Source organism: Paenarthrobacter sp. (assembly GCF_031180005.1).
Lineage (GTDB): Bacteria > Actinomycetota > Actinomycetes > Actinomycetales > Micrococcaceae > Arthrobacter.
On record NZ_JAPSHI010000014.1, the window covers coordinates 99,906 to 113,699 of the forward strand.

The 13,794-nt window shown below is 61.5% G+C and carries 12 protein-coding genes and 2 pseudogenes; 10 read left to right on the top strand and 4 right to left on the bottom strand.

Annotated elements, in window-relative coordinates; translation table 11 throughout:
* Positions 1-330 (bottom strand): PadR family transcriptional regulator, encoded by a 330-nt coding sequence (locus tag RIF72_RS12145; protein WP_309075138.1) that lies wholly within the window; start codon positions 328-330, stop codon positions 1-3.
* Positions 331-415: 85 nt separating this feature from the next.
* On the opposite strand from RIF72_RS12145, the pseudogene RIF72_RS12150 reads away from it, so the two are divergent.
* The 4 genes and pseudogenes from RIF72_RS12150 (at position 416) to RIF72_RS12165 (ending at position 4,192) form a co-directional block, all read left to right on the top strand.
* Positions 416-950 (top strand): annotated as a pseudogene (locus RIF72_RS12150) (GNAT family N-acetyltransferase).
* A gap of 78 nt (positions 951-1,028) precedes the next feature.
* The gene (locus tag RIF72_RS12155; RefSeq protein ID WP_309075139.1) at positions 1,029-2,438 is read left to right on the top strand and encodes an HNH endonuclease; all 1,410 of its coding nucleotides are present in this window, start codon (positions 1,029-1,031) and stop codon (positions 2,436-2,438) included.
* A 27-nt stretch (positions 2,439-2,465) separates the two neighbouring features.
* Entirely contained in the window at positions 2,466-2,906 is a 441-nt protein-coding gene (locus tag RIF72_RS12160; protein ID WP_309075140.1) for a MarR family transcriptional regulator, read from the top strand.
* Positions 2,907-2,953: 47 nt separating this feature from the next.
* Positions 2,954-4,192 (top strand): MFS transporter, encoded by a 1,239-nt coding sequence (locus tag RIF72_RS12165; protein WP_309075141.1) that lies wholly within the window; start codon positions 2,954-2,956, stop codon positions 4,190-4,192.
* 68 nt (positions 4,193-4,260) lie between these two features.
* Here RIF72_RS12165 and RIF72_RS12170 read toward each other — a convergent pair whose 3' ends face one another.
* The 3 genes from RIF72_RS12170 to RIF72_RS12180 form a co-directional block, all read right to left on the bottom strand.
* The gene (locus tag RIF72_RS12170) at positions 4,261-5,730 is read right to left on the bottom strand and encodes a sugar porter family MFS transporter (RefSeq protein WP_309075142.1); all 1,470 of its coding nucleotides are present in this window, start codon (positions 5,728-5,730) and stop codon (positions 4,261-4,263) included.
* A gap of 330 nt (positions 5,731-6,060) precedes the next feature.
* Positions 6,061-7,422 (bottom strand): formimidoylglutamate deiminase, encoded by a 1,362-nt coding sequence (locus tag RIF72_RS12175; protein ID WP_309075143.1) that lies wholly within the window; start codon positions 7,420-7,422, stop codon positions 6,061-6,063.
* Complete coding sequence (locus RIF72_RS12180) at positions 7,419-8,618, bottom strand: allantoate amidohydrolase (protein ID WP_309075144.1); 1,200 nt, start codon at positions 8,616-8,618, stop codon at positions 7,419-7,421. Before RIF72_RS12180 ends, RIF72_RS12175 begins: the two co-directional genes overlap by 4 nt.
* A 186-nt stretch (positions 8,619-8,804) precedes the next feature.
* On the opposite strand from RIF72_RS12180, the gene RIF72_RS12185 reads away from it, so the two are divergent.
* The 6 genes and pseudogenes from RIF72_RS12185 to RIF72_RS12210 all read left to right on the top strand — a co-directional run.
* Positions 8,805-9,533 carry an IclR family transcriptional regulator gene (locus tag RIF72_RS12185; protein WP_375164220.1) on the top strand — a complete coding sequence of 243 codons (729 nt, stop codon included), beginning with the start codon at positions 8,805-8,807 and terminating at the stop codon, positions 9,531-9,533.
* Complete coding sequence (locus RIF72_RS12190; RefSeq protein ID WP_091463662.1) at positions 9,533-10,636, top strand: ATP-binding cassette domain-containing protein; 1,104 nt, start codon at positions 9,533-9,535, stop codon at positions 10,634-10,636. The genes RIF72_RS12185 and RIF72_RS12190 overlap by 1 nt, the downstream gene beginning before the upstream one ends.
* Positions 10,636-11,286, top strand: coding sequence for an ABC transporter permease (locus tag RIF72_RS12195; protein WP_014923069.1), 651 nt, complete (start codon positions 10,636-10,638; stop codon positions 11,284-11,286). The genes RIF72_RS12190 and RIF72_RS12195 overlap by 1 nt, the downstream gene beginning before the upstream one ends.
* A complete protein-coding gene (locus tag RIF72_RS12200) occupies positions 11,247-11,999 on the top strand; it encodes an ABC transporter permease (RefSeq protein ID WP_309075146.1) in 753 nt (250 codons plus the stop codon). The genes RIF72_RS12195 and RIF72_RS12200 overlap by 40 nt, the downstream gene beginning before the upstream one ends.
* A gap of 97 nt (positions 12,000-12,096) precedes the next feature.
* On the top strand, positions 12,097-13,008 hold the full coding sequence (locus RIF72_RS12205) for an ABC transporter substrate-binding protein (protein WP_309075147.1): 912 nt from the start codon (positions 12,097-12,099) through the stop codon (positions 13,006-13,008).
* 44 nt (positions 13,009-13,052) lie between these two features.
* A pseudogene (locus tag RIF72_RS12210) lies at positions 13,053-13,794 on the top strand (urocanate hydratase); the annotation flags it as partial.

The following is a 13,794-nucleotide window of genomic DNA, read 5'->3' on the forward strand; positions in this document are numbered from 1 at the left end:
CTAATTTCCTTCCTTGCGGAGCTCTTCAATCCGTCCGGACAAGAAACTCCAGGTGTTCCAGAATTCGTTCAGTTCCTTTTTGCCTTGCGCATTGAGCGTGTACACCTTGCGGGGCGGCCCCTTTTCGGACGGACGCTTTTCAACATCCACCAGCCCCTTTTGCTCGATCCTGACCAGCAGTGCGTACACGGTGCCTTCAGCGATCTCGGTGAATCCTTGCTCCCGGAGCAGCGTGGTGATCTCGTACCCGTACGCTGCCTTTCCGGTCAGGAGGGCCAGAACAATGCCCTCCAATGTGCCTTTGAGCATCTCCGTCATTTGTTTGCCCATCGGACACCTCCCTCGCTACTCAGTATTACTAGCTACCACTACATAGTAAAACTAGGTACCGGTACTTAGCAATACTGAGTTCTAGATGTGTTCTATCGGATGGCAAGCTGGGGTGGTGAGTACTCAATCCGGTGCCGTGCCCGCTTTGTTCACCGCCGCCGTCGAGCGCGGGAACTTCACCCTTAGGCGCGCCCGGAAGGGTGACCTGCCGCAGATCCTCGCGTTGCTCGCCGACGACCAGCTGGGCGCCACCCGCGAAAGTGCCGACGATTTATCGCCCTACGAGCGGGCTTTTGACGCGATCGACGCCGACCCTTCACACCTTCTGGTGGTGGGCGAACTCGACGGCGATGTTGTGGCTACCTTCCAGCTCAGCTACATCCCGGGCCTCTCGCGCAAGGGGTCCTGGCGGGCGCAGATCGAGGCGGTTAGGGTTTCTGAGGTGTCGCGGGGGCAGGGGTGTGGGTGCGCTCATGATCCGATGGGCTATTGACCAGGCCCGGGAGCGTGGCTGCTCGCTGGTGCAGCTCACCACGGACAAGTCCCGCGTTTCGGCTCATCGTTTCTATGAGCGGCTGGGCTTTGTCGCGAGCCACGAGGGCATGAAGCTCACGCTGTAGGACGATGACTTCTCGCCGTTTTCCACATAGGAAGGTTCCCGCCTTACTGTGCCTCTGGGCTGCTGGAAGAGTTGGGCCATGGAGAAGATTTGGGAGCAGTCAGCGATTGATCCGTCCGCAGTTGCCCTCGGGGAGAGGGCTGGGTCTGATGGTGGCTCCGTACCTTGCGTTTCTCAACTCAGCACACTTCTTGCTGCCATCCCTCTCGGTATCGGCAGCGGTGAGCTGATCGACCAAATCCGTGGGCTCGAAAACTTGAAGTCGGCCGCTGTCGGCCTCCAGGCCCGTGCCGCGGTGGCTTTGGATCTTGCGCAACGGCAGGAGCAGGCAGTTGCCGGTGTTCCCGATTCTGAGCAAGGGCAAGGTGTCGCCGCTCAGCTTGCACTGGCCCGGCGTGAATCACCGAACCGCGGATCCCGTCTCCTTGGGCTGGCGAAGGCGTTGGTAACTGAGATGCCTCGCACTATGGCCGCTTTGGAATCGGGCCAGCTCAACGAATGGCGCGCCTCGTTGCTCGTGAGAGAGACAGCGTGCCTCTCCTCGGAAGATCGGTGGGCAGTGGACCAGGAACTCGCACCTGACACGGGTACCTTCGAGGGCGCCGGCGACAAGGCAGTCATCGACGCCGCGAAAGCCGCCACCTACCGGCGCGATCCCCGTTCCGTTGCCCAGCGTGCCAGTCATGCTGCCACGGAGCGAACAGTGACCCTGCGCCCTGCGCCGGACACTATGACATACCTGACTGCATTGCTTCCTGTAGCTCACGGGGTTGCCGTCTATGCCGCGCTTTCCCGCAAGGCAGACTCGGCACGTTCTGGTGGGGACTCCCGGATTCGCGGACAAGTTATGGCAGATACCCTCGTCGAACGCATCACCGGGAGGCGCGGCGGGATTAGCGGTGTAGGCCTCGAGGTCATCATGACGGACCGCACGCTGCTGCAGGGGGACAGCGAGCCGGCGCGACTCAAGGGCTACGGGATAGTCCCGGCGGCGTGGGCAAGAGCCCTTGTTGGCGCTGGAGGGGCTGCCCCATCCGGAGGAGGACGGGAGTCCGCGACGGGCGGTGGTCCGGCGCCAAAGCAGGACGAGGAGTTCACCGTGTGGCTTCGCCGGCTCTATACAGCGCCGTCCACGGGCGAACTCATCACTATGGACTCCAAGGCGCGGCTCTTCCCACCGAGGTTGAGGCGTTTTATCGAAGTCCGGGACGATACCTGCCGCACGCCCTATTGCGACGCGCCCATCAGGCATCTCGATCACGTTGTCCCGTGGCATTCAGGTGGAACCACAACCGTGAGCAACAGCGCAGGGCTCTGCGAAGCATGCAACCACACCAAGGAAAACCCGGGCTGGACGGCAAAGCAGTTGGCCGAAGATGTCCACACGCTGGAAGTCAGCACACCAACAGGGCATAGCTACCGATCGTCCGCACCACCCTTGCCTGGGCACGTGCGGAGACCCCTTCGTCCGCCAGGGCTTGACTATTAGGCACCCTAATTATTAGGCTTCCTAAATATGAGCTCCCATGATCCCCGCTTACTTGACATCGCACAGGAATTTCGTGAGTCACTACGACTCGGCGTGTACATGTTCCGGCGACTTGATCCTGAAGGTGACCTTACCGCCGCGCAATTAAGCCTGCTGTCCATGATTTCCGACGGCGGTCTACGCGTGGGCGATATCGCCAAGAACCTCGGCATCAAAGTCCCCAGCGCTACGGAGCAAATCATCAAGCTTGAGCGTTCAGGCTTGGTCACCCGCCAGCAGGATCCCGACGATTCACGAGCCGTACAGGTGGTCATCACCGAAGCCGGGACGTCTGCCCTCGACTCCGCCAATCAGCGACGCAACGCGATGGTGGCCGAGTTGCTTCAGGACCTCAGCAACGACGAGATTGAACAGCTCGCCGCAGCTTTGCCCGTGATCGCCAAGCTCAACAACTCGTTCCAGAACTAAGAAAACCAGCACCGACTAACCAAACCAGCACCTACAGGAGCAATTGAATGTCACGCCAGTTGGCTGACGCTTCAGCAAGCGCCGAAACAACCACTGAAACCGTCTTGGAAGCTGAAAGAGCTTCCTTCCTCAAGCAGCCCAAGGCGGTGTGGGCCACCGCGCTTGCGGCCGTTTTCGCCTTTATGGGCATCGGGCTCGTCGATCCGATTCTTCCGGCTATAGCCAAGAACCTTGAGGCATCCACCAGTGAAGTCTCGCTGCTGTTCACTAGCTACTTCCTGGTGACGGCGATCGCCATGTTGATCAGTGGATTCGTGTCCTCAAGGATCGGTGGGAAGAAGACCCTGCTGATCGGGTTGGCGATCATCGTGGCGTTTGCGTCTTTGTCCGGCCTTTCCGGCAGCGTTGAACAACTGGTGGGGTTCCGGGCGGGCTGGGGTCTTGGTAACGCTTTGTTCGTTGCTACCGCCTTGGCAGTGATCGTGGGCGTGGCCAGTGGCGGTACCGGGACGGCCATCATCCTTTATGAAGCAGCCCTTGGTTTGGGCATCTCGCTCGGCCCCTTGCTGGGGGCCCTTTTGGGTGGCTGGCAGTGGCGGGCGCCGTTCTTCGGCACCGCAGTGCTCATGGCCGCGGCCTTCATCGCGCTGCTCGCATTGTTGCCCAAAACGCCGGCTCCCGCTAAGAAGTCCAGCCTCAGGGATCCGCTGCTGGCTCTCGGGCATAAGGGCCTTCGCACTACAGCAGCCAGCGCACTGTTCTACAACTACGGCTTCTTCACCATTCTCGCCTTTACCCCCTTCATCCTGGGCATGGACGCCTACGGCATCGGGGGAGTGTTCTTCGGCTGGGGTATAGCTGTTGCCGTATTCTCTGTGTTCGTGGCTCCCGTGCTGCAGAAGCGGTTCGGGGCCGTCAAAGTCCTGACCGGAACATTAGCGGCGCTGATGCTCGACCTGATTGGCTTGGGGCTGGCCGCTGGGCACTCGGTGACAGCCGTCGTCGTGCTTGTCATTGCGGCAGGTGCCCTTCTGGGCATCAACAACACGGTTTACACGGAACTGGCCATGGGTGTCTCTGATTCACCGCGCCCCGTTGCATCCGCCGGCTACAACTTTGTGCGCTGGATGGGAGGCGCGCTTGCACCGTTCGCAGCAGCCCAGCTAGGTGAGCACTTTGGCCCGCAGGTCCCATTTTTCGCTGGTGCCGTTGCCATGGTTATCGCTATCTTGGTCGCTTTCGGAGGACGAGGTTACCTAAAATCCCAAGAACCACACTTGGTGTAACCCTCCGACGAACCACAAAAAAGCCCGGCGAATTTGGACCAGTTCCAGTCCGCCGGGCTTTTCTTGAGCTACCTCGCTTCGTCGGAAGTCACAGGCAGCGGTGCTACTGGTGCGCCCTTGGGAACGAACAGCGTTTCAGCCTGCTCCAGGGACATGCCGTTCGTCTCGGGAACCTTGAACATGACAAAGAAGAACGACGCCGCAGCGAAGGCTGCGTACATGGCGTACGTCAAAGGCAAAGAACCTGCCGCCATGATGGGGAAGCTGAGCGTGATGGCAAAGTTCGCGATCCACTGCGCGGCGGCTGCCAGGCCGAGGGCCCGGGCACGGATGCGCGACGGGAAGATCTCGCCCAGCAGCACCCATACGAGCGGGCCCCATGAGGCACCAAAGCTGATGACAAAGACGTTGGCAGCCACGAGGGCCACCGGACCCCAAGCGCCCGGAAGGCTGATCTCGGAGCCGGTACCAACAGCGGAGGAGAAGGCTAACGCCATAACGCCGAGGGACGCGGCCATGCCGATGGAGCCGGTCAGAAGAATGGGGCGACGTCCGATCCTATCCACCAAAGCGATGGCCACCAAAGTCACCAGGATGTTCGTGACGGATGTGGCGACGGAGATCGTCAGGGAGTCCTTTTCCTGGAACCCGACGGCCTTCCACAGCGTGGTGGAGTAGTAGAAGATCACGTTGATGCCAACGAACTGCTGCAGCACGGACAGGATGATGCCGATCCAGACCACTGGTAGCAGGCCGAACCTGTTACCCCGGAGCGAGCCCTTCTTGGTGGAGAGCTTTTCCTGCTGGATGGATTCCTGAATCTCGCGGATGTGGCGTTCGATGTCATCGCCCGGGATGAGCTTGTTGAAGATGGTGCGGGCTTGGTCTTCTTTGCCGTTGAGCACAAGGAAATGTGGGGACTCCGGCAGGCGGAAAGCGATCCAGCCGTACACCGCGGCGGGCAAGGCACAAGCGATGAACATCCAGCGCCAGGCTTCAATTCCCAGCCACAACGTCCCGTCCGCACCACCGGCCGAATTGGCCAGCACCGCATCGGAGAGCAGGGCTGCGAAGATGCCGGTGGTGATGGCGAGCTGCTGAAGCGATGCCAATCGCCCGCGTACATGCCGTGGGGAAATTTCTGAGATGTAAGCCGGGGCAATAACCGAGGCAAGCCCGATACCCAGGCCGCCCACCAGCCGCCAGAGAATGAGGTCCCAGACGCCGAACGCAAGCCCGGTTCCCACCGCGCTCACCAGGAAGAGCAGTGCGCCGATCTTCATGGCGGGGATGCGGCCGTACCGGTCAGCAATCTTGCCGGCGAAGTAGGCGCCGGCGGCACAGCCCAACAGGGCAACGGCCACCGCGAAGCCTGTTAGTGCCTCGCTCATGACGAACTCGTCCGCCATCGCATCCACGGCACCGTTGACCACGGACGAATCGAAACCGAAGAGGAACCCGCCCACTGCACCGGCGACGGCCAGGCCGATCACCTTCCGTGAAACAGGGGGCGCGCCTTCGGTGCTGGAACTGGACATGGGTCTCCCTTGGGGAATGGGGTTTGGGAAGCGAAGTACGGGTCGTCGTCGGCTGTCCGACGGGGACGCCGGTGCACTCGCGCTACACAGTGTGGCACGTCATATCCGCCAAGTTCCAGTCAAGTGACGGACGTGACATGTATTCAGATCATTAACGCAGTACCGCCTGCCTGCCGTCTGGGAGTTTGCTGGAGGCCTCCGAATGCCCTCTGAGTCCGTTAGGCGGGGCTGTTGAGTCCATTAGTTGAACGCATAGCACGACGACAGGCGGCGCCCCTTGTACCCAAGTCGAGTGCCGCCGTCGTCAAGCTGCGGGCGCTGAAGGTGCCGCTAGGAGAATTCCCTGAGTGCTGCAGTCAGAAGGTCTCCCGGCGCGCCGAGGCGCTTGTGCACCCCGTGGGACGCAAATAATTCACCGGCGATGACTACCTCCGTTACATCGCTGGCCGTCGCACTGAAAGCCAATTGCAGGGGCCGGGATCCGGCGGTCCGGGTGGAAGCGGGATCGACCACCATGAGGTCGCAAATCGCGCCAACCCTCAGTGCTGACGAGGCGACTGGTGTTGCCATGGAGCGAGATGCTCCTTCCGTCGCGGCCTGCAGCAGTTCCCCCGGTGAGAACCTTCCGCGTTGCCCACTACCCAGCCGTTCTCCGTGTTCCAAGGTGCGCATTTCAATCCAAGGGTCAATCACGGCATGTTGGTCGGTGCCCAAGGCGATCGTGGCTCCGGCATCGGAAAGTTCACGAGCGGGGCCGATCCCGTCTGCGAGGTCGGCTTCGGTGCTGGGACACATCACGATGGTGGTTGATGCTGCCCCCAGCAAGGAAATATCCTGCTGCGTCAGGTGCGTGGAATGGACTGCGGAAAGCCTGGAAGACAGGAGGCCGTGGCGTTCCAAAAGACCCGCGGGAGTGGTGCCGTAGGCCTCCAAGCACGCTTGGTTCTCGGCAGGTTGTTCGCTCAGGTGGATGTGAAGGGGAATGTCGCCAGGGAGTTGCTTGGCAACAACCTTCAGGGCCTCTTCGGGCACGGCACGGACGGAATGCAGGGCGGCTCCTACGGCCACCTTGTCTGGTGGAAACTCCTCTGCTACGGCGGTCCGGAGTGAGTTTAACCGGGCCAGCCAGGCCTCCACGTCCGAGTCCCCGAACCTTGCCTGCTCCGGGCTGAGCGAGGTGCCAATTCCACCGGTCAAATACAAGGTGTCCAGAAGCGTAAGGCGGATCCCAGCTGACATTGCCGCCCGGGCAAGGGCCAACTCCATGGCATGCGGCTCTGGGTACACCGCTCCACCGGGTTGGTGGTGGACGTAGTGGAACTCGGCCACGCTGCTGAAACCTGTCACTACCATCTCAGCGAACACTGCAGCGGCGAGCTTCTCGTACTTCTCCGGAGTCAGTTCCGACGCGCTCCGGTACATCTGCTCCCGCCACACCCAGAAATCTCCGCGCCCGTCATGCGTTCTGCCGCGGAGGATCCTGTGGAAGGCGTGCGAATGGGCGTTGGCAGCCGCGGGGAAGACGACGCCCATCAGTTTCGTGTCGCCGGGTTGGGCCTGTGCACCACTTTCCATTGCCGAGATGCGTCCATCGATAGTTTTCACGCGCACGCCCGTAGCTACCTCCGGAAGGGCGGTGCCGCCGTCGTGACCGCCTGCGATGATGGCGGTCTCACACCAGAACGTGCTCATAGGAGTCCCTCCAGAACATCGGCCAACGCAACAGCACCCGCGGAGGCGTCCTCGTCGGCTACGTACTCCTCGGGTGAGTGTGAGATGCCGCTGGGGTTACGGACAAAGAGCATCGCTGAGGGGACGTGGCCGGACAGTACACCGGCATCATGCCCTGCGCCGGTTGCCAGCACTGGAGCTCCCGGCAGAAGGTTGGTGATGCGACGACTCAGGCCGGCATCAAAGTGCACCGTGTCGCTGTAGGACTCCTCAGTGAGGGTCGCGGTGCAACCTTCCGCCGCGGCGACGTCCTTGGCTGCGCGGTAAATTGCTTCGATGAGTTGAGCGGTCACGGCGTCGTCGGGATGTCGGGCGTCCAGCCAAAGGTCCACGCGCGAGGCGATGACGTTGGTCCCACCCGGAACGGGCGTCAGGCGCCCCACGGTTGCACGGGCGTCGGGCTGTTTGGCGGCTGTGTTCCGAACGGCCAAGACGATCTGTGCGGCAGCGACCATTGGATCGGCGCGGTCTGCCATGAGTGTGGTGCCGGCATGGTTGCCTTGGCCGTTGATGCTGATCTTCCAGCGGCCGTGGCCCAGGATCGAACTTCCGACGGCGATGGCAGGACCATCCTGCCCTAGTCCCTTGCCCTGTTCGACGTGCAGTTCGACGAAGTCGCCGATGCGCGCCATGGCTTCCGGATCCGGGCCTATATGGCGGGGATCCAGCCCATTGGAACTGGAGACGTCGGCGAAGGAGTCGCCGTTGACGTCGCGCAGATTCAGGGCCTTCCCGACGTCGATCGCACCCGTGAGGAGCCGCGAACCCAGGCAGGCGACGCCAAAGCGCGAGCCTTCCTCCTCCGGAAAGACGGTGACAGCCAGGGACCGCGGCGGTTTGACTCCGCGGGCCTTGAGGATGTCGACGGCGGCCAGCGCGGAAGCGACGCCGAGCGGACCGTCGAAGGCACCCCCGCCGGGCACCGAGTCGAGGTGGCTTCCGGTGACCAGGGCGCCGTCTTGGGGCTTTCCCCACCACGCCCAAATAATCCCGTTCCGGTCCGTTTCCACGTCGAGGCCGCGCTGTGTGGCTTGCTCGATGAACCACTGCCTGAGGTCGAGTTCGGGAGTTGTATAGACGGCCCTGGAGTAGCCTCCGCGCACCGCGTCGCGGCCCACATCCTGGATTGAGGCTAGGAGCTGATTGACGGTTTCCACGTTTTCCTCCGTTTGAAGACTGCCACCAAGTAAAAACCAGATGCCACTACATGGCAAGGGTCTGGAGGAGTATTTACATGGTGGAAACATGCATGGTCCCCAGTGAGGGTCAGCGTGTCTCATAACCGCAACTCCCCGCAATCTTCAGAAATCTCTTGCCATTTGATGAAAATTGATTTTTACTAAGTGGCAAGACATGGTGATGTAGACCACTTGAAAGCAGGTCAGGCAGTGGCAGCTGATTCTTCCACCCGAACAGTCGAGAGGGCGCTGGCCCTCCTCAGTGCAGTCTGTACTGACGGCTCCATCAGCCTCAGCGACGCAGCACGGGTGGTGGACCTGTCCGCCAGCACCGCGCTCCGCCTCCTTCGCACCCTCGAAGGCAGCGGCTTCGTGACGCGAGATCCCGGGGGCAACTTCCGCCCCGGCGCTAGTGTCATTCAGCTGGGAGCGCTGGCCTTGGGACAGGAATCCTTGGTGTCGCTTTGCACGCCGCACATGAAGCGGCTTGTGGCTGAGACAGGCGAGTCCTGCTACTTGAGTATTCCCGGTCCCGGGGAAACCGGAATCTACATCGCCATCGTCGAAGGTACCCGCTCTGTCCGGCACACCAGTTGGGTCGGCAGGAGCATCCCGCTGGAAGGGTCCGCCGCTGGCAAGGTGCTGACAGGCGGACAGAATGGCCGCGGTTACGCCATTGTGCGCAGCGGCGTTGAAGACGACATAACGGCCGTCGCCGCACCCATTGTGATCGGCGGCCGAACAGTGGCAGCCCTCAGCATCGTGGTGCCCAGCTACCGCTTGGACGAGGCGAAGGCCCACACATTTGGCGAGGAACTGGTGAAGGTAGCCGGCAACATCCTCGTGGAACCCGACGGAAACCATGATGTGCCCCAGGAAAGCATGGAAAAGTAATGATCAAATTTGAAAATGTCACCAAGGCCTACCCTGACGGGACGGTGGCAGTCGACGGCCTCAACCTGGAAGCCCCCACCGGAAAGCTGACCATCCTTGTTGGTCCTTCCGGCTGCGGCAAGACTACTTCCCTGAGGATGATCAACCGCCTCATCGAACCCACCAGTGGCACCATCTACCTGGATGATCAGCCCACCTCCGGTATGGACGCAGCGTTGCTCCGCCGCAGGATCGGATACGTCATCCAGCACGCGGGACTCTTCCCGCACAAGACCATCGTGGACAACGTCTCCACCATGCCGCTCCTGCTCGGGGAAAGCCGGCAGAAGGCCCGGACCAAGGCACTCGAACTGATGGAGCGCGTCGGATTGCCCGCGAGCTTCGCCAAACGTTATCCCTGGCAGCTTTCCGGTGGCCAGCAGCAGCGCGTTGGTGTTGCCCGTGCGCTGGCATCTGATCCGGCGTTCATGCTGATGGATGAGCCTTTCAGCGCCGTGGACCCCGTAGTACGCGCGCAGCTTCAGGAGGAGTTCCTTCGCCTTCAGCGCGAAATCGGCAAGACCATCATTATGGTCACCCATGACATTGACGAAGCCCTTAAGCTCGGGGACCAGGTTGCCGTGATGCGCGTGGGCGGCAAGCTTGCGCAGATGGCGTCCCCCTCAGAGCTACTCACTGCGCCCGCCGACGAGTTCGTGGCCGATTTCGTGGGCCGTGACCGCGGCTACCGCTCGCTCGGCTTTACGAAAACAGCTGGCGCGGTGGCTATCGGCGAAGAAGCTGTGGTTCACCTCGGTGCTTCTGCGGATGAGGCTCGTGCCAAGGCGCTGGGTGCTTGGGTGTTGGTGGTCGACGGCGGCCGGAAGCCTCTCGGTTGGGCTCAGACACAGCTTCTCAATGGTGAGGTGAAGCGGGAGAACCTGAATCTCAGCGGGATCCCGGCAGCAGCTTCAGGAACCATGCGGCAACTGCTTGATGCTGCCCTCTCCTCGCCCAGCCGCCGCGGTGTGGTTGTCAACGAGCATGGCGAACTGATTGGGACTGTGTCTGCAACGGACGTGGTCAAGGCCATCGAGGCCGAACCACACCTGGAGACGATCTGATGAACTTCGAGTGGCTGGGCCGTCAATTCGACAACATTGTGTTCCTGCTCGGCTGGCACGTTCTGCTGGCCGTTACCCCGCTGATCCTGGGGCTGCTCATCGCGCTGCCCCTTGGCTGGTGGGCGCACCGCAGCCGACGGATCTACCCGCTTTTGGTGGGTGTTGCAGGGCTGCTCTACACCGTCCCCTCCCTGGCGCTCTTCGTGCTCCTTCCCCTGGTCCTGGGTACCAAAATCCTGGACCCGCTCAACATTGTGGCCGCACTGACCATCTACACAGTGGCCCTATTGGTCCGTGTGGTGGCGGATGCCCTCGATTCCGTTCCCGAGGACACAGTCCAAGCAGCCAAGGCCATGGGTTATCGCGGCTACCAGAGCCTCCTGAAAGTTGAACTTCCCGTGGGTGTCCCGGTGATTTGCGCAGGCTTGCGCGTCGCCGCCGTCTCCAACGTCAGCCTCGTATCCGTCGCCGCCCTGCTGGGTATACCGCAGCTCGGCTCACTCTTCACGCAGGGCTTCCAGCTCCGTTTCTACACCCCGATCATCGCCGGCATTGTGCTTTGCGTGGTCCTGGCCATGATCCTTGACGGGCTGATCATCCTCATCAACCGGTGGCTGACACCGTGGACCCCCAAGGTGGTGGCATCGTGAACTACTTGTTCGACCCCGCACACTGGAGCGGCGCAGACGGCATCCCGACCCTGATCGCTGAGCATCTCCTGTACTCCCTCATTGCCTTGGTAATTGCGGCCATCGTTGCCGTGCCGCTGGGTATCTACATTGGCGTGACAGGCAAGGGCGTGTTCATGATCGCCGGCCTTGCCAACGCCCTCCGGGCACTTCCCAGCGTAGGCTTGTTGATCCTGCTGGTCCTGCTCATTTCGCCAGCCTTCCCCTCCCGCATGGGCTACGTCCTTCCGAGTCTCATCGTGCTGGTACTCCTGGCAGTTCCGCCCATCCTGACCAACACCTATGCCGGCGTTCGCGCGGTGGATGCCGCCGCCGTCGACGCCGCAAAAGGCATGGGCTTCCGTACCATGAAGATCCTCACGGATGTCCAGCTGCCATGCTCACTTCCGCTGGTTTTGTCCGGTGTCCGCAGCGCACTGTTGCAGATCATCTCAACCGCGACCATCGCCGCATACATTTCGCTTGGCGGCTTGGGTCGCCTCCTCATCGACGGCAAGGCCCAGAACGATTACGGACAAATGGTGGCCGGCGCCGTTCTTGTTGCCCTGCTGGCATTGTTCTTCGACCAGCTTCTCGCTTTCATCACCCGCCGCGTTGTCTCACCCGGATTGACCCGGCGCACCATCAAGTCGGCCACTGTGGCTGAACCCGTGAAGACCCCCGTCACGGTCTAAACAACACCAGCGCCGTGGATTCGGCGCACAAGATTCACCTCCACCCACCCCATCTGGCCGCTGCATGCCTTGCAGCACCCATCACAGGAGAGTTGACATGAAGAAGTACCTCACCGGATTCACCCTGGCAGCCGTCGCTGCCATCACCCTGAGCGCCTGTGGCGGCGGGGACCCCATGAGCACGTCCAACACCGCCGCCGGCTCCTCGGGTGACAGCATCATCGTCGGGTCCGCCGACTTCCCTGAAAGCCAACTCCTCGCCAAAATCTATGCTGAGGCTCTGAAGGCCAAGGGCGTGGAGGTCACGGAGAAGCCGAGCATCGGCAGCCGCGAAGTTACCATCCCCGCACTTAAGGATGGCTCCATCGACCTCATGCCGGAATACGGCGGCGCGCTCCTGCAGTACCTCGACTCCGCCACCAAGGCAGTGTCTTCCGAGGACGTTGCCAAGGAACTGACCACCAAAATCCCCGCCGGCCTGACCGTGCTCACCGCGTCAGAAGCAGAGAACAAGGATGTTCTCAGCGTGAAGAAGGAAATTGCCGATCAGTACAGCCTCAAGACCATCGAGGACCTCCAACCTGTCGCCAAGGAACTTGTCTTGGGCGGCCCGCCGGAGTGGAAGACCCGCCTCAACGGAGTTGCCGGCCTGAAGTCCGTCTACAACCTCGAGTTCAAGGAATTTTCAGCGCTCGACGCCGGTGGGCCACTCACGCTGAACGCTCTCCTTTCCGGTCAGGTACAGGTAGCCGACCTCTTCAGTACTGATCCCGCGTTGGCTGAGAACAACCTCGTGGCACTTGAGGACAACAAGAACCTCTTCCTTTCGGAGAACATCGTGCCGGTCATCAACGAGAAGAAGTCCACCGACACCGTCAAGGAAACGCTGGACAAGGTCTCTGCTGCGCTCACCACTGAGGACCTGATCAAGATGAACGGACGTGTGGCCAAGTTCGAGGACATCGGAGAAATTGCCAAGGAATGGCTCAAGACCAAGGACCTGGGCTAAATCCCTGCTGGTTCATTTAGCTGGTTGCTTTAGAGGAGTAAAGAATGACTGCCGATTTCACTACAGGAGCCCGCCCGGTCAAGGCTGCCCGGGGTACTGAGCTCACTGCCAAGTCCTGGCAGACGGAAGCGCCGTTGCGCATGTTGATGAATAACTTGGATCCGGAGGTCGCTGAGCGCCCTGATGATTTGGTGGTTTATGGCGGCACCGGCCGCGCAGCGCGGTCTTGGGCTGCGTTTGATGCGATTACCCGGACCTTGGAGACCTTGGAGAAGGACGAGACTCTCCTGGTGCAGTCGGGCAAGCCGGTGGGTGTGTTCCGCACGAATGAGTGGGCACCGCGGGTGTTGTTGGCGAACTCGAACCTGGTGGGGGATTGGGCGACGTGGCCTGAGTTCCGCCGGCTCGAGGCTGAGGGCCTGATGATGTACGGGCAGATGACGGCAGGTTCGTGGATTTATATCGGTACGCAGGGCATTTTGCAGGGCACGTATGAGACGTTCGCCGCGGTGGGGAACAAGCTCGCTGCTGAGGGCCGTCACCCGGCACCTGCTCCGGCTGGTTCCACGGAGGGCCCGTTGGCGGGGACGCTGACTCTGACGGGTGGGTGTGGTGGCATGGGCGGTGCGCAGCCGCTGGCGGTGACCCTGAACGACGGCGCCTGCCTGATCGTGGACGTGGATGAGTCCCGCCTGCGTCGTCGTGTGGGTAAGCGGTACCTGGACGAGGTCGAAACCGATTTGGATGCTGCCCTTGCCAAGGTCCAGAAGGCCAAGGATGAGCGTC

What these genes read in the sequence shown, in the direction of transcription:
- RIF72_RS12170 (WP_309075142.1), bottom strand. Translation starts at nt 5,730, where the DNA reads ATGTCCAGTTCCAGCACCGAAGGCGCGCCCCCTGTTTCACGGAAGGTG.
- RIF72_RS12155 (WP_309075139.1), top strand. Translation starts at nt 1,029, where the DNA reads ATGGAGAAGATTTGGGAGCAGTCAGCGATTGATCCGTCCGCAGTTGCC.
- RIF72_RS12195 (WP_014923069.1), top strand. Translation starts at nt 10,636, where the DNA reads ATGAACTTCGAGTGGCTGGGCCGTCAATTCGACAACATTGTGTTCCTG.
- RIF72_RS12145 (WP_309075138.1), bottom strand. Translation starts at nt 330, where the DNA reads ATGGGCAAACAAATGACGGAGATGCTCAAAGGCACATTGGAGGGCATT.
- RIF72_RS12165 (WP_309075141.1), top strand. Translation starts at nt 2,954, where the DNA reads ATGTCACGCCAGTTGGCTGACGCTTCAGCAAGCGCCGAAACAACCACT.
- RIF72_RS12190 (WP_091463662.1), top strand. Translation starts at nt 9,533, where the DNA reads ATGATCAAATTTGAAAATGTCACCAAGGCCTACCCTGACGGGACGGTG.
- RIF72_RS12175 (WP_309075143.1), bottom strand. Translation starts at nt 7,422, where the DNA reads ATGAGCACGTTCTGGTGTGAGACCGCCATCATCGCAGGCGGTCACGAC.
- RIF72_RS12160 (WP_309075140.1), top strand. Translation starts at nt 2,466, where the DNA reads ATGAGCTCCCATGATCCCCGCTTACTTGACATCGCACAGGAATTTCGT.
- RIF72_RS12205 (WP_309075147.1), top strand. Translation starts at nt 12,097, where the DNA reads ATGAAGAAGTACCTCACCGGATTCACCCTGGCAGCCGTCGCTGCCATC.